Annotated in this window: 15 protein-coding genes; 12 read left to right on the top strand and 3 right to left on the bottom strand. The window is 70.3% G+C overall.

All coding sequences use genetic code 11. From position 1 onward, the window contains the following. The first annotated feature begins 4 nt into the window (after positions 1-4). Positions 5-1,351 carry a cytochrome P450 gene (locus ACFZDJ_RS45950; protein WP_168513762.1) on the top strand — a complete coding sequence of 449 codons (1,347 nt, stop codon included), beginning with the start codon at positions 5-7 and terminating at the stop codon, positions 1,349-1,351. 298 nt (positions 1,352-1,649) lie between these two features. Further along, a complete protein-coding gene (locus tag ACFZDJ_RS45945) occupies positions 1,650-4,244 on the top strand; it encodes a tryptophanase (protein ID WP_391068373.1) in 2,595 nt (864 codons plus the stop codon). Positions 4,245-4,332: 88 nt separating this feature from the next. Here ACFZDJ_RS45945 and ACFZDJ_RS45940 read toward each other — a convergent pair whose 3' ends face one another. Together ACFZDJ_RS45940 and ACFZDJ_RS45935 are read right to left on the bottom strand one after the other, a co-directional pair. Then, complete coding sequence (locus tag ACFZDJ_RS45940; RefSeq protein ID WP_391068370.1) at positions 4,333-5,880, bottom strand: protein kinase; 1,548 nt, start codon at positions 5,878-5,880, stop codon at positions 4,333-4,335. An 85-nt stretch (positions 5,881-5,965) separates the two neighbouring features. Continuing rightward, positions 5,966-6,493, bottom strand: a complete 528-nt coding sequence (locus tag ACFZDJ_RS45935) for an NUDIX hydrolase family protein (protein ID WP_168501474.1) — start codon at positions 6,491-6,493, stop codon at positions 5,966-5,968. An 834-nt stretch (positions 6,494-7,327) separates the two neighbouring features. Here ACFZDJ_RS45935 and ACFZDJ_RS45930 point away from each other — a divergent pair. Further along, complete coding sequence (locus ACFZDJ_RS45930) at positions 7,328-9,724, top strand: M4 family metallopeptidase (protein ID WP_391068367.1); 2,397 nt, start codon at positions 7,328-7,330, stop codon at positions 9,722-9,724. A gap of 140 nt (positions 9,725-9,864) precedes the next feature. Here ACFZDJ_RS45930 and ACFZDJ_RS45925 read toward each other — a convergent pair whose 3' ends face one another. After that, on the bottom strand, positions 9,865-10,131 hold the full coding sequence (locus ACFZDJ_RS45925; RefSeq protein WP_054232788.1) for a metal-sensitive transcriptional regulator: 267 nt from the start codon (positions 10,129-10,131) through the stop codon (positions 9,865-9,867). 709 nt (positions 10,132-10,840) lie between these two features. Between ACFZDJ_RS45925 and ACFZDJ_RS45920 the strand changes: the two genes are divergently transcribed. The 9 genes from ACFZDJ_RS45920 (at position 10,841) to ACFZDJ_RS45880 (ending at position 18,980) form a co-directional block, all read left to right on the top strand. Beyond that, positions 10,841-11,341, top strand: a complete 501-nt coding sequence (locus ACFZDJ_RS45920) for a sigma factor (RefSeq protein WP_390928812.1) — start codon at positions 10,841-10,843, stop codon at positions 11,339-11,341. 95 nt (positions 11,342-11,436) lie between these two features. Next, positions 11,437-12,057: a hypothetical protein gene (locus ACFZDJ_RS45915; RefSeq protein WP_248003290.1), complete on the top strand. Its 621-nt coding sequence runs from the start codon at positions 11,437-11,439 to the stop codon at positions 12,055-12,057. A gap of 133 nt (positions 12,058-12,190) precedes the next feature. Then, positions 12,191-13,762: an AarF/ABC1/UbiB kinase family protein gene (locus ACFZDJ_RS45910; protein WP_168513769.1), complete on the top strand. Its 1,572-nt coding sequence runs from the start codon at positions 12,191-12,193 to the stop codon at positions 13,760-13,762. A gap of 76 nt (positions 13,763-13,838) precedes the next feature. Continuing rightward, positions 13,839-14,753 carry an SAM-dependent methyltransferase gene (locus ACFZDJ_RS45905; RefSeq protein WP_391068363.1) on the top strand — a complete coding sequence of 305 codons (915 nt, stop codon included), beginning with the start codon at positions 13,839-13,841 and terminating at the stop codon, positions 14,751-14,753. A gap of 2 nt (positions 14,754-14,755) precedes the next feature. Continuing rightward, on the top strand, positions 14,756-15,223 hold the full coding sequence (locus ACFZDJ_RS45900; protein WP_168498307.1) for a hypothetical protein: 468 nt from the start codon (positions 14,756-14,758) through the stop codon (positions 15,221-15,223). Beyond that, on the top strand, positions 15,220-16,236 hold the full coding sequence (locus tag ACFZDJ_RS45895; RefSeq protein ID WP_384914794.1) for a phosphatidylglycerol lysyltransferase domain-containing protein: 1,017 nt from the start codon (positions 15,220-15,222) through the stop codon (positions 16,234-16,236). Before ACFZDJ_RS45900 ends, ACFZDJ_RS45895 begins: the two co-directional genes overlap by 4 nt. Positions 16,237-16,281: 45 nt before the next feature. Continuing rightward, positions 16,282-17,241 (top strand): VlmB-like protein, encoded by a 960-nt coding sequence (locus ACFZDJ_RS45890; protein WP_391068359.1) that lies wholly within the window; start codon positions 16,282-16,284, stop codon positions 17,239-17,241. 63 nt (positions 17,242-17,304) lie between these two features. Continuing rightward, entirely contained in the window at positions 17,305-18,357 is a 1,053-nt protein-coding gene (locus ACFZDJ_RS45885) for a fatty acid desaturase (protein ID WP_390928803.1), read from the top strand. Positions 18,358-18,377: 20 nt separating this feature from the next. Further along, positions 18,378-18,980 carry a hypothetical protein gene (locus tag ACFZDJ_RS45880; RefSeq protein ID WP_391068357.1) on the top strand — a complete coding sequence of 201 codons (603 nt, stop codon included), beginning with the start codon at positions 18,378-18,380 and terminating at the stop codon, positions 18,978-18,980. The last annotated feature ends 154 nt before the right edge of the window (positions 18,981-19,134 follow it).

The following is a 19,134-nucleotide window of genomic DNA, read 5'->3' as shown; positions in this document are numbered from 1 at the left end:
AAGCATGAACACTGAATCCACCGCCCCCGTGCCACCACCTGGCTGCCCGGCTCATGCCACGGGTGAGCCGGTGCCGTTGCACGGGTCGGAGTTCGCGGCCGATCCGCAAGCCTATTACGAGTACATGCGTCACTACGGGCCGACCGCTCCGGTCGAACTCGCCCCCGGTGTCGAGGCGACCCTGGTCACGGATTACTCGGCGGCGCTCCAATTGCTCCAGAACGCGGGTGCCTTCCGGAAGGACTCGCGCCGCTGGCGGGATTTCAACGAAGGTGAGATCAGTCCGGACAGTCCGGTGCTTCCGCTTCTGGTGTACCGGCCCAACGCCATGTTCAGTGACGGGGCCGACCACATGCGGCTGCGGCAGGCGATAACGGACAGCTTCGCGCGTGTCGATTCGCATTGGCTGAGCCAGAGCGCCGAGCGGGTCTCCAATTACCTCATCGCCCAGTTCCACACCCGTGGCTCGGCCGATCTGCTCAACGACTACGCCAAGCTGCTGCCGCTTTTCGTGTTCAACGAACTCTTCGGCTGCCCCGCGGAGATCGGCGACCGGGTCCTCTTCGGTATATCCGGCATTTTCGACGGTGTGAATGCCGAGAAGGCGAACGAGGTACTGGGCCAGGCCGTGGGCGAGCTGGTGGCCCTCAAGCGGTCCCGGCCCGGCGACGACGTCACCTCCTGGCTGATGCAGCATGAGGCACGCCTGACCAACGAGGAGATGGCCCACCAGCTCGTCCTGCTCCTGGGCGCCGGCGCGGAGCCGCTGCGCAACCTCATCTCCAACACCCTGCACCTGCTGCTGACCAACGACCGTTACGCGGCAGGCGGGTTGATCGAGGAAGCCATCGACACCACGCTGTGGAAGAACCCGCCCATGGCGAACTACGCGCCGCACTACCCGGCGGCCGACATGGAGTTCGGGGGACAGAAGCTGGCGGCGGGCGACCTCGTGCTGGTCAGCTTCGCGGCCGCCAACACCGACCCGGCGCTCGCCGCGTCCCGTCACGCCTCCAGCAACCGCTCCCACCTGGCGTGGAGCGCGGGACCGCACGCCTGCCCGGCCAAGGACCCCGCCCGGCTCATCACCGTGACGGCCATCGAGAACCTCTTCAACCGGCTGCCAGACGTCGAACTGGCCGTGCCCGAGGACAGTCTGACCTGGCGTCCGGGTCCCTTCAACCGGGCGCTGGCCGCGCTTCCGGCCCGTTTCACCCCCGTACGGGCCACCCGGCAGCCCGACCCTCAGCACCGTCCGGAGACCACGGCGCACAGCGACCAAGGAGGTGCGCAGGGCCGGCAGGAGCGTGGCGGGCTGTGGAGTTCGTTCCTGTCCTGGTGGAAGGCGTGAGATACGCAACAGCTGCCAACATCCTCGCACTGCATCAACATTCAACCGGAGGGGTAGGGAAGAGCGCGGCAATCGTGTTGATCACAAGTTAAGGAGGTGTCGTGGAGCCCTCGGCCACCGACGCCACTTCAGCACAGCACTGCGCAGCCCCGCTCCGCCCCCGACGGCAGACCTCCCAAGGGAGCTCCGACCCCCGCGCCATACCCGTCGCACCACACACGCCGGATGGCGAGATACCCGCCCGCACAGGCGGGTATCTTTTTGCCCTCCTTCCCGGGCCCACCCGCCGGGAGGGCCGATGATCACCTCCCGTACAGGGGGTGGACCGGTCACGGAAACCCAACCGCTCGGCGGTTACGTGGCCGACCAGTTACTCCGACTGTGCCAAGCCGTGGGTCTCGAACCGTCCGACGGCGAGGTCTACGCGCGTGTCCTGACCGAGTGTCTCGGTCCCGTCGCGGAACGTCCGTTGGACGAACCGCCGTCCTACCCGAGTTTTCTGTCCGACGACCACACGCCGGTGGAGTACTCCCTCGCCTTCGTGCCGGACGCGCCCCCGACCCTGCGTGTGCTGCTGGAACCGGGGTACGGCGCCGCAGGCCTGGCGGAGAACGGGCGCGTCGGACTGCGTGTGGTCCGGGCCATGGCGGAGCGCTGGGGCTTCGCCACCGACCAACTCGACCGGCTGGAGGACCTGTTCTTCCCGCCGGTCCCCGAGGGCCCGCTGGCGCTGTGGCTGGCCCTGGAGTTGCGGCCCGGCGGAGTCCCCAAGGTCAAGGTCTATCTGAACCCGGCGGCGTCCGGGGCGGATCGGGCCGCCGAGACGGTGCGTGAGGCACTGGACAGGCTCGGCCACCGGCAGGCGTTCGACGCGCTGCCCCAGGCCGACGGCTATCCGTTCCTCGCCCTCGACCTCGGGGACTGGGAGACACCCCGGGTGAAGGTCTACGTCACCCATCGGAACCTGGCCGCCGCCGACGCGGGTGAGCTGCCCCGCACGGACCCCGGCCCACGGCCCGAGACCGTACGGGAGTTCTTGCGGGTCGCGGCGGGTCTCGACAGCTCGCCGGAGCACTCCGGCGCCGGGAAAGGCGTACGGCTGGAGAGGCGCCCCGTGCTCTCCTGCCACTCCTTCACGGAGTCCGGGACCGGCCTGCCCAGCGGCTTCACCCTCCACGTGCCGGTCAGGGACTACGTCCGGCACGACGGGGAGGCCTATGCGCGAGCGGTGGCCGTGCTGCGCCGACACGGCATGGACACCGCGGCGCTCGACCGGTCGCTGGCCACCGTCACCTCGCGGCTGCTGCACGACGGCGTGGGGCTCATCGCCTATCTGGCGCTGGTGTACGAGCGTGGCCGACCGCCCCGGGTGACCGCGTACATCTCCTCGGAGGCGTACGCGGTACGGCCGCCGTTGCCGGCCCAGCCGCCCCATCAGACGTTCTCCCCCCATCGCACGGCGGACACCGAGCCGCGCGAGACCCTCCACTCAGTAGGAAACGGAAAGGCAGGAGCAGAAATCAGGATGGAGCCGTACCGGATCAAGGTCGTCGAACCTATCCCGCTCACGACCCCCCAGCAGCGCAAGGCGGCACTCGAACGAGTGCACTACAACCTGTTCGATCTGCGCGCGGAGGAGGTGACCATCGATCTGCTGAGCGATTCGGGGACCGGTGCGCTGTCCTCGGCGCAGCTCGCCGTGGGCATGGCGGGTGACGAGTCCTACGCGGGCTCGCGATCCTTCTACCGCTTCCGGGACACGGTGGCGGAACTGACCGGCTTCAGCCACATCCTGCCGGCCCACCAGGGGCGTGCGGCGGAACGACTCCTGTTCTCCAACCTCCTCAAGCCCGGCGACACCGTCCTGTCCAACACGCACTTCGACACCACCCGCGCCAATGTGGAGCTGGCGGGCTGTGTGGCCCGCGACCTGCCCTGCGCCGAGGCGCGGAACCTGGACAGCGCGGAGCCCTTCAAGGGGAACATCGACCTCGAGGCCCTGGAGCGGGGGCTGACCGAGACGACCGGCTCGCGTGTCGCCGCGGTGGTCATGACCATCACCAACAACGGCGGTGGCGGTCAGCCCGTCTCCATGGAGAACCTGAAGCGGACCTCCGAACTCTGCCGCCGGCACGGTGTCCCCCTGATCCTGGACGCCGCCCGGTTCGCCGAGAACGCCTGGCTGGTCACCCGGCACGAGGCGGCCTACAAGGACCGCACCCCGCGCCAGGTCGCCGAAGAAGCGTTCCGTCTGGCCGACGGCTGTGTGATGAGCGCCAAGAAGGACGGCATCGTCCACATCGGCGGCTTCATCGGACTGAACGATCCGGAACTCGCCCAGAAGTGCGAACTCCTCCTCATCGCCACCGAGGGGTTCCCCACCTACGGGGGGCTGGCCGGACGCGACCTCGACATGATCGCCCAGGGCCTCCAGGAGGTGACCGAACCCTCCTACCTCGCTGAGCGGGCGGAGAGCGCCGACCACCTGGCCCAGCGGGTCCGTGCCGCCGGCGTGGACATCCTGGAGCCGCCCGGTCTGCACGCCATCTACCTCAACGCGGGCCGGTTGCTGCCCCATATACCGCCCCACCAGTACCCCGGGCACGCGCTCGCCTGCCGGCTCTACCTGGAGGGCGGCATCCGGTCGGCCGAACTGGGTTCGCTGTACCTCGGCGAGGAGGACGAGGACGGGAACCCGGTGAAGAGCCCGCCGTACGAGCTGGTGAGGCTGGCGCTGCCGCGGCGCGTCTACACGCGCAGTCACTACGACCACGTCGGCAGAACCCTGGAGAGCATCGCCAAGAACGCGGACTCCGTGCACGGCTACCGGATCGTGGAACAGTCCCCGATCCTGCGGCACTTCCGCGCCAAGCTCCAGCCGGTGACCGCCTAGCGGGCGGGGCGACACCGTCCTGAGGCCGGTGCCCGGCCACGTCGTACACGACGTGACCGGGCACCGGCTCGTCGGCGCTCGGCCGCTCCTACCCGAAGTGGCTGTCGGTGATCTGCCCGTCCTCCGTGGCCGCGTGGGCGACGCAGCGGAAGACGCGGAGTCCGTCGGCCCACTGCTGGGCGGTCGGCGGCAGGATGTCGGTGCTCCACTGACCGGTGACGGCCCGTCCGGTGGCCGTCCTGGACTTCAGCATGACCTCGTGCGAGCACAGCGCCTGAACGGTGGGGTGCTTGATCAGGTCCCGGGCGTTGTTCGTCATCCCGTCCTTGGGCAGCGGGGCGATGGCGAAGGTCTCCCACACGTGCTTCACCCGGCAGTCCGCGAGGCTGACGGTGATCGTCCCCGAGATGTCGGTGATGCCGCTCCAGCACTCGGGGGTCGTGACACACCGGCCGCCCGCGCCGTCGACCGCGGCGGCGGGGCAGTTTCGGGCGGTGGTCGACACCCCACCGAACCCCGCGTTCACGGCGGACGCGGTGACGGACGGCCGGGACGCGGTCGAGGGGGACTTGGGGGTGTCGGACCCCCCGCCCCGGTAGGTGATCACGGTGACCGACACGCTCACCGCGACCGCCACCGCCGCCACCGCGGCGATCAGCTGCGGGCGCCGCCTCTTCTTCTCCCGGTCCCGCGGCGCCGGGACGGTGGTCGTGCCCGGCGGACCGGGCTCGGGCGGCGGTGCGGTGTCCCGCCGAGCGGGGGCGGTGGCTGTCCGGCCGCCGGGTACGGGACCGGAGCCGATCCGGTCGGCGCTGTCCACGTCGACGGCGGCGAGCGCGTCACGCAGTGCCCCGGCGTCGGACAGCCGGCGCGCCGGGTCCGCCACCAGGGCCTGCCCGAGCACCTCGTTGAGGGCCGTCGGCACTCCCGGCAGATCGGGGTAGGGCCAGGTGTGCCGCACGATGAGCTCCGCGAGACTGAGCTGGGTGCCGTCCTCGGGGAAGTGCGGCGGGCGGCCGCGCAGCAGGGCGTAGAGCGTGGCGGCGAGCGAGTACACATCGCCGGCCGGGGTCGGTTCGGCCAGGTGGAAGGCCTCGGGCGGAGCGTACGCGGGGGTCAACGCCTCCCGGGTGACCGACAGTTCCCGGTCCGGCCGGGGCATGGCCGCGAGGCCGAAGTCGGCGAGCGCGACACCGCCGTACCGGTTGATCAGGATGTTGCCGGGTTTGATGTCCCGGTGCAGTACCCCGGCGGTGTGCGCCGCGGCCACCGCGTCGGCTATGCCCACGCCGATGTCGCGGGCCTCCTTCACGGACAGGGGGCCCTGGAGGTGCAGACGATCACCCAGGGAGCCGCCGGGGCACAGTTCGAGCACCATGTACGGGCGGTTGTCGCCGAATACCCCCGCGTCGTACACCGGGACCACGTGCGGATGCCCGGACAGCTGCCCGGCGGCGGTGACCTCCCGCATGAACCGCTGCCGGTCGCGGGGCGAGTCGAGCACCCTGCTGTCCACCTTGAGCGCCACCTCGCGGCCCACGGCCAGCTGCCGCGCCCGGTACACCGTGGCGAACCCGCCCTGGCCCAGGACCTCCTGGATCTCGTACCCGGCCAGTTGCATTCGTTCGAACCGCATCGTGCCCGTCATCCCCCAGCGCAGGACCACCCCCGCGGCAGAATGCCTGACCGGGGACCGCGCCGACTCTAGCGGAGGCCCGAAGTCAGGACAGCCGGCCCACATGGGCCAGGGCCTGCTTGAGGAGGGCTCCGTGACCGCCAGGCATCTCGCCCAGAACCGCGGGTGACGAGGCCTCCTCGGGGCTGAACCAGACCAGGTCGAGGGCGTCCTGGCGGGGGCGGCAGTCGCCGGTCACCGGGACGATGTAGGCGAGGGAGACCGCATGCTGGCGGGGGTCGTGGAACTGCGTGACGCCCACCGTGGGGAAGTACTCGGCGACGGTGAAGGGCTGGAGCGAGGTCGGGATGCGGGGGAGTGCCACCGGGCCGAGGTCCTTCTCCAGGTGGCGCAGGAGGGCGTCCCTGACCCGCTCGTGGTGCAGCACCCGGCCCGAGACGACGGTGCGGCTGACCGTCCCGTCCGGCCCTATGCGCAGCAGCAGTCCGATGCTGGTGACTTCGCCGTTGTCGTCGACGCGGACCGGTACGGCCTCGACGTACAGGATCGGCATGCGTGCGCGCGCGCTTTCGAGTTCGTCGGGCGTCAGCCAGCCCGGCGTGGTCTCGGTCATGTCAGACATTGGGTGATCATACTTTCAACCCTTCCGGATCCGCGCGCAGTGCTCGCCGTGGTGTCTGGTGGCCATTGTCATCACCCACAACGTGCGCGCGGCGGAACGGATACGCCGACTGGCCGGATCGGTGAGGAAAGTCGTCGGATGGGGAGGGCGGGCGTCGGAGCGGCAGGGCAGCCGTCGCGTCAGTAGGGCAGCAGGCGGCCCGACGGTGTCCTGCGGTCGATCGTCACCTCGCGCTCGGTGGCGGGGCGACGGCTGGGGCGAATGCGGATCTGGCGGTTCATGGCGGCCTCCTCGGACTCGTACAACCAGCTTCCACGCCGCCGCGCTCACGCGCGTCGTGCTCACGGGTCACCCGCACCTCTCCCTGAGGAGCAGATGCGCGACCCGGTCGTACTACCAAGGAGGGATGCCGACCCTGGGGCACGGTCCGGCGCGATGCCGTGCTCTCCGGGCTTATCCCCATTCCGCCTGCGCGTACTCCGTCGCCGTGCCACCGGCGAAGTCGCGGCCGGGGTGGTGGGCGACCTGGAGGTGGCCGCGAGGTCAGCCGGGCGCCGCCATCCGGGTGAAGGCGGCCTCCTGTGCGCCCCGGGTGAACCTCGTGCGTGCGCCCCACGTGAACGTCGTCGAGGGTTAACCCTCGATTGCCTCCGACCTGCATGACATGTCTAGGTCAAGCTGTCACTCTTCTTCCTCACCTGCCGGACAGGCCTCACACGGTCTGCGCAGGGGCCCCGCACTGCTCAGCTCGTCCCGGCCAGCACATCCCGTCTGCCCGGGTCTGTCACCGGCCGTCGACGCGCGGCCGCAGCAGTAGGAGTACGAGTGAGACGAATCCCCCGTCAGGCGGCCGCAGCCGGAGCGCTGGCGGCCACCGCCGCGTTCCTGGCCGTCGGCATACAGACGGTCCCCGCGGCCGCCAAGCCTGCCGCCCCCCACCCCAGTCCGCTGCGCACCGGAGGCCTGGAGGCCAAGCTCACCCCCGCCCAGCACTCGGCACTGCTGAAGAGCGCGGCACAGAAGACCACGGCGACCGCCGGCACCCTGGGCCTCGGGGCCAAGGAGAAGCTGGTCGTCAAGGACGTCGTCAAGGACCAGGACGGCACGCTCCACACCCGCTACGAGCGCACCTACGCCGGCCTGCCGGTGCTGGGCGGCGACGTGATCGTGCACACCCCGCCGGCCTCCCTCGCCGCCGGCACGGTGAGCAGCACCTTCAACAACAAGCGGACCATCAAGGTCGCCTCCACCACCGCGACCTTCACCAAGTCCGCCGCCGCGAGCAAGGCGCTGAAGGCCGCCAAGTCCCTGGCCGCCGAGAAGCCCACCACCGACAGCGCCCGCAAGGTGATCTGGGCCGGCAGCGGCACCCCGAAGCTTGCCTGGGAGACCGTGATCGGCGGCCTCCAGGACGACGGCACCCCGAGCCAGCTGCACGTCATCACCGACGCCACCACCGGCCAGGAGCTCTACCGCTACCAGGGCATCAAGACCGGTACGGGCAACACCCAGTACAGCGGCACGGTCACGCTGAACACCACGCTGTCCGGTTCGACGTACCAGCTGTACGACACCACGCGCGGTGGCCACAAGACGTACAGCCTCAACAACGGCACGTCGGGCACGGGCACGTTGATGACCGACTCCGACGACACGTGGGGCACCGGAGCCGGCTCGAACACCCAGACAGCCGGCGCGGACGCGGCCTACGGCGCCCAGGAGACCTGGGACTTCTACAAGAACACGTTCGGCCGCAGCGGCATCAAGAACGACGGAGTCGCCGCCTACTCGCGCGTCCACTACAGCTCGGCGTACGTCAACGCCTTCTGGGACGACAGCTGCTTCTGCATGACGTACGGCGACGGCTCGGGCGGCACCCACGCGCTCACCTCGCTCGACGTGGCCGGGCACGAGATGAGCCACGGCGTCACCTCCAACACGGCGGGCCTGGACTACAGCGGTGAGTCCGGCGGCCTCAACGAGGCCACGTCCGACATCTTCGGCACCGGCGTCGAGTTCTACGCCAACAACTCCAGCGACGTCGGCGACTACCTCATCGGCGAGAAGATCGACATCAACGGCGACGGCACGCCGCTGCGTTACATGGACAAGCCGAGCAAGGACGGCGGCTCCGCGGACAGTTGGTACTCAGGCGTCGGCAACCTGGACGTCCACTACTCCTCGGGCCCGGCGAACCACATGTTCTACCTGCTCTCCGAGGGCAGCGGCACCAAGGTCATCAACGGTGTCACGTACAACAGCACGACCTCCGACGGAGTCGCCGTCGCGGGCATCGGCCGGGCCGCGGCCCTGCAGATCTGGTACAAGGCGCTGACCTCGTACATGACGTCCAGCACCAACTACGCGGGCGCGCGCACCGCCGCTCTGAACGCGGCCACCGCCCTGTACGGCGCCAGCTCCACCCAGTACGCGGGGGTGGCGAACGCCTTCGCGGGCATCAACGTCGGCAGCCATGTCACGCCGCCGTCGAGCGGGGTGACCGTCACCAACCCGGGCAGTCAGTCCTCCACCGTCGGCACCGCGGTGAGCCTGCAGATCTCGGCCAGCAGCACCAACACCGGCTCGCTGAGCTACGCCGCGACCGGGCTGCCCACCGGCCTGTCGATCAACAGCTCCACCGGAGCGATCACCGGGACGCCGACCACCGCCGGGACGTACAGCACCACGGTCACCGTCACCGACAGCACCGGAGCCACCGGAACGGCGTCCTTCACCTGGACCGTCAGCTCCTCCGGAGGCGGCGGCACCTGCACCTCGACGCAGCTGCTCGGCAACCCCGGCTTCGAGTCGGGCAACACCACCTGGACCGCGACCAGCGGCGTCATCACCAACTCCAGCAGCCAGGCGGCGCACGCCGGTTCGTACAAGGCGTGGCTGGACGGCTACGGCTCGACGCACACGGACACGCTCTCCCAGTCGGTGACGATCCCGTCCGGCTGCAAGGCCAGCTTCACGTTCTACCTGCACATCGACAGTGCGGAGACGACCACCAGCACCGCGTACGACAAGCTGACGGTCACCGCCGGCACCACGACGCTGGCGACGTACTCCAACCTGAACAAGGCCACGGGGTACACGCAGAAGACCTTCGACCTGTCCTCGTTCGCCGGTACCACCGTCGCCCTGAAGTTCAGCGGGGTCGAGGACTCCTCGCTCCAGACCAGCTTCGTCGTCGACGACACCGCCGTCACGACCAGCTGATCGACCCGATCGGCACCGTCTGACGCCTCCCCGGCAACAGCCGCGACGTGGGTCACCCGCCAGGGTGGCCCACGTCGCGTCGGTGTGTCGTCGTCCTCGTGATGTCGTCGTTTCCGTGATGTCGTCGTCCCCGGGCCGGCTCAGGCGAGGGCGAGGAAGAGCTTCTCGAGTTCGGCCTCGGACATCGGGGGCGTCTCGTCGTCGGCCGCGGTCATGCACTGGCGCATCCCGCTGGCGACGATCTTGAATCCGGCGCGGTCGAGCGCGCGCGAGACGGCGGCGAGTTGGGTGACCACGTCCTTGCAGTCGCGGCCGGCCTCGATCATGGCGATGACGCCGGCGAGCTGCCCCTGAGCGCGGCGCAGGCGATTGAGGATCGCGGTACTGGCTTCCTCGTCGACGGACATGGCCATGGGATGGGTCCTCCTCGGGGTGGTGCCGTTGAGTTTACCCCCTGGGGTATCAACGGGGGCGGCCGTCCGGGAGGCCACCAGTCGGCCCGCCCGGTCCGATGACCTTCTTTATCGCGGGATCGTCAACCGGCCGGTTCGCCCGGGCGACCCTTGGGGGAGGCCGATGAGGGGGAGAGAGCGCCGTGCCCGGCGGCGAGAACGAGCCAGACGGCCGCGACGACTTTCGGGGTGGCGGTGGCCCCTCTGGGCGGCCCGGTCCGTTACCAGGCCCTCGCCGTGGTCCGGGGTCGGCCCCCGGGTGCCCGCCCGCGGTCGAGGATTTTGGCGCGATCGGCCCCCGCGCCGCTGAGGCGGATGTGATTTCGGCTCCCTTTTGGTGCGGCCCCGCTCATGGCGTGACGTTTCCGCAGACGTGAGGTGCCGCAGATGCATGCGTGAAATGTGTAGCACGGTATGGGGTGCGCCGGAACGAAGTCCTCCGTTTTCCATGCGGATGAGTGGTCCGTATTCCCTCTGGTTTGTTGATGTGTTGACTCGGAAAAGAACCTTCGCGACGGGTGGGGATAGGCCGTGCGAATATTCCGATTCGCACCAGGGAATCAAGCTCGGGGCCATGGATCACAGGGAATTGTTAGACCACTTAGACGAGTACGAAATCATCGATCGAGCGATTGATCGAACAAGCCACGAATCCCAGGAAGAGGTGCGGCGGGAGTTCTCCTGGGATGTGATCGCCAGTCACCGGGAGCGACTGATGAGGCTGGTCCGCCGCCGGCTGCCGAATGCTCAGGACGCGGAGGACTGCGTTCAGGAAGCGATGCTCAGAGCGGCCGCCCACGGCAATCTCGACCAGGACCGGATCGGTTCCTTTCTGACCTCGGTCGCCCTGCGTCTTTGTGTGGACCACTACCGCGAACTGGAGCGGAGGCGGCGACTGTTGCGCCGCGCGGCGGACGTGGGCGGACCCGAGCTGCCGGACGAAGGCGTGTGCGACCAGGACTTCGGACGCTGGCTGCTCGGCCAGGTGCACCTGCTGCGGGGCCGGGAGCGACAGGTGGTCCTCGCCCGCGCCCATGGGATCTCCACGCTGGAATTCGCCCGCATGCACCAGATCTCGGTCAAGGCGGCCGAAGGCGCGTTCACCCGGGGGCGGGCTCGGCTGCGGCTGCTCTGCGCCAGGGCCCTCGACGGCGCCGCGGCATAACGGATTTCCGCATTCCTCCCGCGTCCGGCGCAGGCCGGGAGTGGGGACGAAAACGGCTCCCGAATTCCGGGAGTGCGGATGAGATGGAAAGGGTAGTGACCGTGAGCAAGAATAACACCCAGGACACCATCAAGGATTTCATCGGCGATATCGCCGACAGCACCAAGAAGGCATTCGATGAAATTCTCGACCGGAAAGGCGACGATTCGCATTCCGCGGATTGGCTCACCCCGGGAAATCCGTATCAGGCGCTGAACGGGCTTCCCGGCGATGTGCTGCGGACGGTCAGCGCGCTGTCCGCCCTCGGCGGCGTGGCCAACCCCGTGGCCGCACTCGCCAACGCGGCCAACGCCGCGGCCGGCCTCGGCGCCGCCAACCCGCTGGCCGCTCTGGCCGGCGCGGCGCCCAACCCGCTGGCCGCACTGGGCGGTGGGGCACCCAATCCGCTCGCGGCCCTCGCGGGCGGCGGCGCGAACCCGCTCGGCGCCCTCGGCGGTGCCAATCCGCTGGGCGCGCTCGGACAGGTCGCCGGCGGGGCGGCCTCGGCCGTCTCGGGCGCGGCCGACATGGCGGAGGGCCTGGCCGCGCTGCCCCGGCAGATCGCCCAGCTCTCCGAGCTCGTCGCCTCCCTGGTGAACGTGCTGGAGGGCGTCCAGGGGGTGGCCGGCGCCATGGCGGGCGCCGGGCGGGCACCGGCGGCGAGGAAGAGCGGCTGAGCCGCCGCTGAACCGGGGCTCACCGGGCGCGTACCGCCTCACCTCGGGTGAGTGATCGCGCCGCATGACCCACGTGCGTGGGCGATCGCACGGATGACCGACGGAACTCGTCAGGCACAGGAGGTTGTGACACATGGGTGCCATGCTCGGCAGTCGGCTCCGGCTGGTTGTGAAGGTGCTGGGAAGCCTCGTCGCCGACGAGGTCGGCCAGGTGACGCGGGAGCGCCGGCGGTCCCGGCAGGACCCGAACTCCCCGGCGGAAGGCGAGGCCTCCGCCGGGGACGGGACCACCTCCGTGGACGGGGCACGCCGTGCGAAGGCGGTGCGGCACGCCCTGGAGAGCCTCGGCCCGTTCTACGTGAAGCTCGGCCAGATCCTCTCCACCCGGCCCGACATGGTGCCCGCCTCCATGATCGGCGAACTGCAGAACCTCCACGACCAGGTCGATGTCCAGCCCTTCGCCCTCTTCGAGCCCGTGCTCCAGGAGGAGCTGGGAATGGACTGGAAGCGCCGCTTCGACGACATCGAGACGGTCCGCCCGCTCGGGGCGGCCTCGCTGGCCCAGGTCTACCGGGTGACCCTGCCCGGCGGCCGGCCCGCCGTGGTGAAGATCCAGCGGCCCGGGATCCGGGACACCGTCCGCGCGGACATGGCACTGATGCGCAAGGCGTCCCGGATCGTCGCCCGTACCGCACCCCGATTCAACGAGGTCATCGACGTCGAGGCGATGCTCGGCTCCATCTTCGACGCGATGGAACCCGAGCTGGACTTCACCGGCGAGGCCCGCAACATGGACGAGGCCCGCGAGAACATCCGCCGCTATCCGTCGCTGTCCGTGCCCCGGGTCGTCCACGCCACCCCCAAGGTGCTGATCCAGTCGCTCGCACCCGGCGCCTCCGTGCGCCATCTCGACCGCCGCTCGTTCAGCGACCGGGAGCGCACGGACATCGGCAAGGACCTGCTGCGCTTCATGTACCGCGGGTACTTCGTCGACCGGATGTTCCACGCCGACCCGCACGCGGGCAACGTCTTCGCGCTGCCCGGCGGTCCGGCCACCCTCATCGACTGGGGCATGGTCGGCCGCCTCGACCGGCGCACCAGCCTCCAGCTGCTGCCCCTGCTCATGGCCATCGCGCAGAACGACGGCCACGGTCTCGCCCACGCGTGGGCCGACATGGGCCGGGTCACCGCCTGGTCGAACCTGCCCGCGTTCGCCGCCGACATGGCCGCGCTGGTCCCCAAGGTCGCCACCGCCTCCCTGGAGGACATCAACTTCGGGGTGTCCCTGACCACCGTCCTGGAGAAGGCGACCCGGCGGGGCATCGGCTCGGCGCCCGCCATCTCCCTGCTCGGCAAGTCCTTCGCGAACCTGGAGGGTTCGGTGCGCTGTCTCGCGCCGGACATCGCCCTCGCGGAGGTCTTCAAGGCGGAGGCGCGCGGGATCATCCTGGCCCTGATCCGCGAGTACTTCTCCGTGGACCAGGTCGCCCGCAACACGATGGACCTGCTCTCGGCCGCCGCGTCCGCCCCCGAACAGTGGCGCGGGCTGCTCTCCGACGCGGCCAACCGCCAGTTCGCGCTCCAGCTCCACGAGCCGCACACGCCCTCCTCCATGGGTGGACAGCGGCCCTGGTCACCCTCGCGCGGGCTGATGGCACTGGGCGCGGCGGCCCTGTTCCTCGACCGCCGCCGCACGCCCCGCTGACCCACCCCACCATCCGATCCACCGTCAGCACCCCCATCCACAGCCCATGTCAACCGCACGCACAAAGGAATCACCCATGCCCATGCAGCAACACGACGCTCAGCGCGAAGCGGCTCCCGGCGCCCTGGACGGGGTCTCGGAGACGGCCCTGTGGACCGTCCGCATGCGGGCCCAGGAGTCCAGGCGGGCGGACGCCCTCTTCGACGACCGGCTCGCGGGCGAGTTCCTGGACGCCGCCGGAGCGGCCGGCGCCCCGCCGGGAGCCGGCGTCCTGCAGAAGGTGCTGCCCGACTGGCTGGCCGTCCGCACCCGCTTCTTCGACGACCACCTGCTCGTCACGACCCGGGAGGGACGCGCGCAGGTCGTCCTGCTGGGAGCGGGGCTCGACACCCGTGCCTTCCGGCTCGACTGGCCCGCCGGAACCCATGTCTTCGAGGTCGACCTGCCGGCCGTACAGACCTTCAAGGAACGGGTCGTCGAGGGACGTACGCCGGACACCGCCCGGCGTACCACGGTGGCCGCGGACCTGCTGGGCGACTGGCGCGGCGCGCTGCTCGCCGCCGGGTTCGACCCCGGCCGGCCCACCGCCTGGCTGTGCGAGGGGCTGCTCTTCTACCTGGCCCCGGAGGCGGTGGAGCGGCTGATCGGCACGGTGAGCGCGCTCTCCGCACCGGGCAGCAGCCTCGGCGCCGAGTGCCTCAACGCGGACACCGCCGACTCGCCCTTCGTGAAGCCCTGGCTGGAGGCCCTGTCCGGCACGGGGACACCGTGGGTGTGGCACCTCGCGGACGCGGAGCGCTGGTGGGGCGGCCACGGCTGGCAGGCGCGCGTCGCGGACCTGCTGGCACTGCCGTACGCCGTCGAGCGGTTCGCCCCGCATCTGGCCGCGTTCTCGGGGGTCGAGACGGACAGCATGATCCTGGTCACCGCGACGATTCCGGACGGCGGCGCGACCTCGGACGACGGGACGAGCCCGGTCGGCGGGCGGTGACCGTGGACGGCCACAATCTCTGCCAGACCCCCACCACCTACCGGCTATTGCGCCTCGAATACCTGCTCGGGCTCCTGGTGGCCGCGGGATTCTTCCTCGCGCACCTGGCCGAGGTGCGCTGGTGGGTCGCCGTCGTCCTGTTCGCCTACGTCGACGTCATCGGCTATCTGCCGGGCGCACTCGCCTACCACCGCAGCCCCGACCAGCAGGTCTCCCGCGTCTACTACGTGCTCTACAACACCATGCACAGCCTGAGCGTGCAGGGCGCGGTCCTCGGCGCCTGGGTCCTGGCATACGGCTGGGAGTGGGCGCTGCTGGTGCTGCCCATCCATCTCTTCGGGGACCGGGCCCTGTTCGGCAACTTCGCCAAGTCGTTCACCGTGTCCTTCGAGCCGGTTCCGCACCCCGCCGTCCAGGGCCCCCTGCGGGACTTCGCCACCGTCCCCTGGCACAAGGCGGCGGTGCGGTGAGCGCCGCACAGGCGCCGGCCGACACGGAGGCGTACGAGATGCTGCGCAGGTACGGCAGCCACAGCAGCGCCTTCCTCGCGATGAACAGCGGGAACCGCCGCTTCCGCACGGACGGTGTCGACGGCTTCGTCCCGTACCGGGAGGCCGGCCGACGACACCTGTTCCAACTGGGCGGACCCGTATGTGCGGTGGAGGACCAGCCGAGCCTGCTGACCGCGCTGCTCGCACGGGCCGGCAGTGAGCGACGCCGGGTCGCCGCCGTCCAGCTCTCCCGCCCCCAGGCCGAACTGCACGCCGGACACGGCTTCGTCGTCAACCAGTTCGGCGCTTCCTTCAGCATCGCGCTCGACGGGTACAGCCTCGGCGGACAGCGCATGGTCAAGGTGCGCAACATGGTCAACCGGGCTCGCAGAGAAGGGGTTTCGGCCGTCGAGGTGCCCGCCGGGGAGCGGGACGGCGAGGACGTCACCGCGGCCCTCGACGCGGTGGACGCCGCCTGGCTGCGCGCCAAGGGCCGGCACGTCAAGGAACTCGAGTTCCTGATCGGCGAGCGCGGCGGCCCCGGCGCACCGCACCGGCGCCTGTTCACCGCCGTCCACGAGGGACGGACGGTCGGTTACGTGTCGTACTCACCGGTCTTCGGCGAACACGCCGGCTGGCTGTACGACCTCACCCGGCGGCTCCCGGACGCACCGCCCGGCACGGTGGAGCTGCTGTTCGCCACCGCCCTGCGCCGGTTCCAGGACGAGGGCTGCGGCTGGCTGCACCTCGGCTTCACCCCGTTCGTCCAGCTCGGCCCGGACACGGCCGCACCCGGCCCCACCAGCGCCTTCCTGCACCGCTGCGTGGAGGTGCTGGCGGCCAAGGGGCGCGCCATCTATCCGGCGGCCGCCCAGGAGTCCTTCAAGCTCAAATGGCGCCCACAGCTCATCGAACCGGAGTACCTGGCCTTCCAGGGCCGGGTGAGCCCCGGCGCCGTCTGGCAGCTGATGCGCCTCACCAAGTCGGTCTGACCCGCTCCAGGGCCCCGGCCGTCCCCATGACTCAGAAAGGCTGAAATGACCACATCCACCGAGAAGTTCCCGGCGGAGGCCGACCGGCACCGCGCCCCGGGTCTCCTGGAAGGCGCGCTGCGCACCGAGCTGACACCGGAGGGCTGCGACCTCGGCTACTGGTTCCGGGCCGTACCGGAAGGCACCCTCGGCGGCGATCCCCTGGGCCGCTCCCCGGACGTGCCGGTGCCGGACCACATGATGGTGGACGGCCCGCTGCGCCAGGCCGTCATGCAGGAGCTCGCCTTCCGCTCGATGGCGGAGGAGAAGGCGGCCCGCGCCATCTCCTACCTCGTCGCGTACGCCCCCGACCTCGCCGGGATGGACTTCTACACCTCCCAGCTGATGGACGAGGCCCGGCACGCCTACGCCTTCCGCGGTCACCTGCTCGAACTGGGCGTGCCGCGGAACGAGTTGGAAGCCACCATGGAGTCGCTCGCCGGGGTCGACCGGGACGCCGTCCTGAGTCCCCTGGAGGATTTCGGGCTCGCCGTCATGGAGAAGGAACGCGACTACATCGGCGGCGTGATCACCCTCACCGTCCTGGTGGAGGGGGTCCTCGCGCCCACCGCCGAGCTGAGCGAGCGCAAATGGCGGCCCTTCGACGCGCCCGCCGCCGAGATCGAACGCGCCGCGGGCATCGACGAGATCCGGCATCTGTCCGTGGGCACCACGATCGTGCGCCGCCATGTCCGGCAACACCCCGAGGAGCTGGAGCGGATCGGCGAACTCGTCGCGCGCGGTATGCGGTTGTGGTCCGAACTCCCCGTGCAGCAGATGACGTTCCGCCGCGAACAGCTCTACCAGCAGGGGCTGGACCAGCACCGCGACCTCGCGGGCGACTACGAGCTGTGGCCGGGCCGCCGCCTGGTCGACACCACCGCCGAGGAACGGATGCTCGCCGCCGCGGAATGGTCGCGCGTCACCCAGGAAGCGCGCCTCACCGACATGGGTCTGACCTCGTGAACAGTCCGCGCACACCCGCCCGCATCGCGGGCGTCCAACAACGAAAGGGTCGGTGGCACACCGATGACCGACAGCCCGGCAGTCAACTCCTCACCGTATGAACCGGCCGCGCAGGACGAGGACTTCCGCGAGCTGACCCGGCGCGTCCAGGCCGCCGGGCTCATGCGGCCCCGCACGGGCCAGTACGTGACCGGGATCGCGGTGGTCTGGTTGATGAACGCCCTCGGCTGGGCCGCGCTGGTCTTCTCCGGAGGCACCTGGTGGAAGGTGGTCCTGGCCGCGGTCTGGCTCGCCGTCTGGCACGAGCAGCTCGCCTTCCTCGTGCACGACGCGGGACACCGTCAGATCACCCGGTCCCGCAGGTTCATCCAGGCCCTCGGCCTGGTCCACGGCAACCTGATGCTCGGGGTCTGCTTCGGCTGGTGGGTGCAGCACCACAACCGGCACCACAACCACCCCAACCACCTGGAGCTCGACCCCGACATCCTGCGCCGCGTGGCCGTCTTCGCGCCCGAACAGGCCCAGGACCGCAAGGGATTCGCCCGCTTCCTCGCCGCCAACCAGCGCTATCTGTTCTTCCCGCTGCTGGGCCTCGAAGCCCTGGTGCTGCGTATCGCCGGCGTCATCGCCCTGCGCCGCCGGGCGCTGCGCAAGCCCCTCCTGGAGGGCGGCCTGATGGTGCTGCACGCGGTGCTGTTCTTCGGCGCGCTCTTCGTGCTCCTGCCCTGGCCGTCCGTCCTGCTCTTCCTCGCCGTCCACCAGGTCCTCCTCGGCTATCTGCTCGGCCTCGCCTTCGCCGTCAACCACAAGGGCCTGCCGACCCGCGTGGGCAAGGAGTGGAGCTGGCTGGAGCGCCAGGTCCTCACCTCGCGCACCCTGCCCACCGGCTACATCGGCGACTTCTTCTACGGCGGTCTCAACTACCAGATCGAGCACCACCTCTTCCCCGGCATGCCCAGGGCGGCGCTGCGCCGCGCCTATCCGCTCGTCAAGCAGTTCTGCGTCGAGAGGGAGATCCCGTACGTCGAGACGGGCGTCCTGGAGTCGTACCGCGACCTCGCCGAGCACCTCGGCTCCGCGAGCGAAGTTCTCCGTGGCACCACGGCCACGGCCTGAAGGAAAGGAAACCGGACGCAATGACGTTCTCAGTCAAGGCGAAAGCGAAGATGTCCCCGCTGTCCCGCCTCGGCAGGAGGCCGGTGCTGGCGGCCGCCCTCCTCGCGGGCACCGCCCTGGCCGCCCCCGTGGCCCAGGCCGAACCGGCCGCGGTACGGGCCGCACCGGTCCCCGACCTCGTGTGCCGCCTCGACGCCGAGGTGAACTTCAGTCCGCCGCTCAGTGCGCGGGTCAAGGAGGCCGAGGTGACCGGGCACATCGGGTACCTGGACTGCCGCTCGCCCAGCGGGGCGGCACCACAACTGACCGACATCGTCTTCGGCGTCAACGGCACCGGAAGATTCGGTGTGTTCCCGCCGACCTTCTCCGTGGAGGGCAACGGCGTGGGCACCTGGAACACGGGTGAGGTCGGCAGCCTCTACTTCAAGGGTGATCTCAAGCAGGGCAGCCCCGTGCCCGAGCGCACCGTGACGAGCGGCCCGCTCGCCGGCGACGGGATCAACGGGCTGCAGATCCCCACACCCCGGTTCGACAAGATCACCCCGGACGGCGTCGCGGGCTTCGACGTCATCGGCCAGGTCTGCTTCTGGCCCGGTGAGAAGGGCCGCTGCACGGCGTTCTGAGCCGACCACACGAAGGAGGGGGTGGTGGGGGGGGGCCCGGGGCCCCCCCCCCCCCCCCCCCGGCCCCAAGGGCGGGGTCACGGGGGGGATGGCGGTGTGGGGGGGGCTGGGGGGCGGCGCCGGCGGCGCCAGCGCCCCCACCGCGGCGGGGTGG

It is taken from the genome of Streptomyces sp. NPDC007896, from assembly GCF_042959425.1.
Lineage (GTDB): Bacteria > Actinomycetota > Actinomycetes > Streptomycetales > Streptomycetaceae > Streptomyces.
This window is presented reverse-complemented; position numbering and strand designations above follow the sequence as displayed.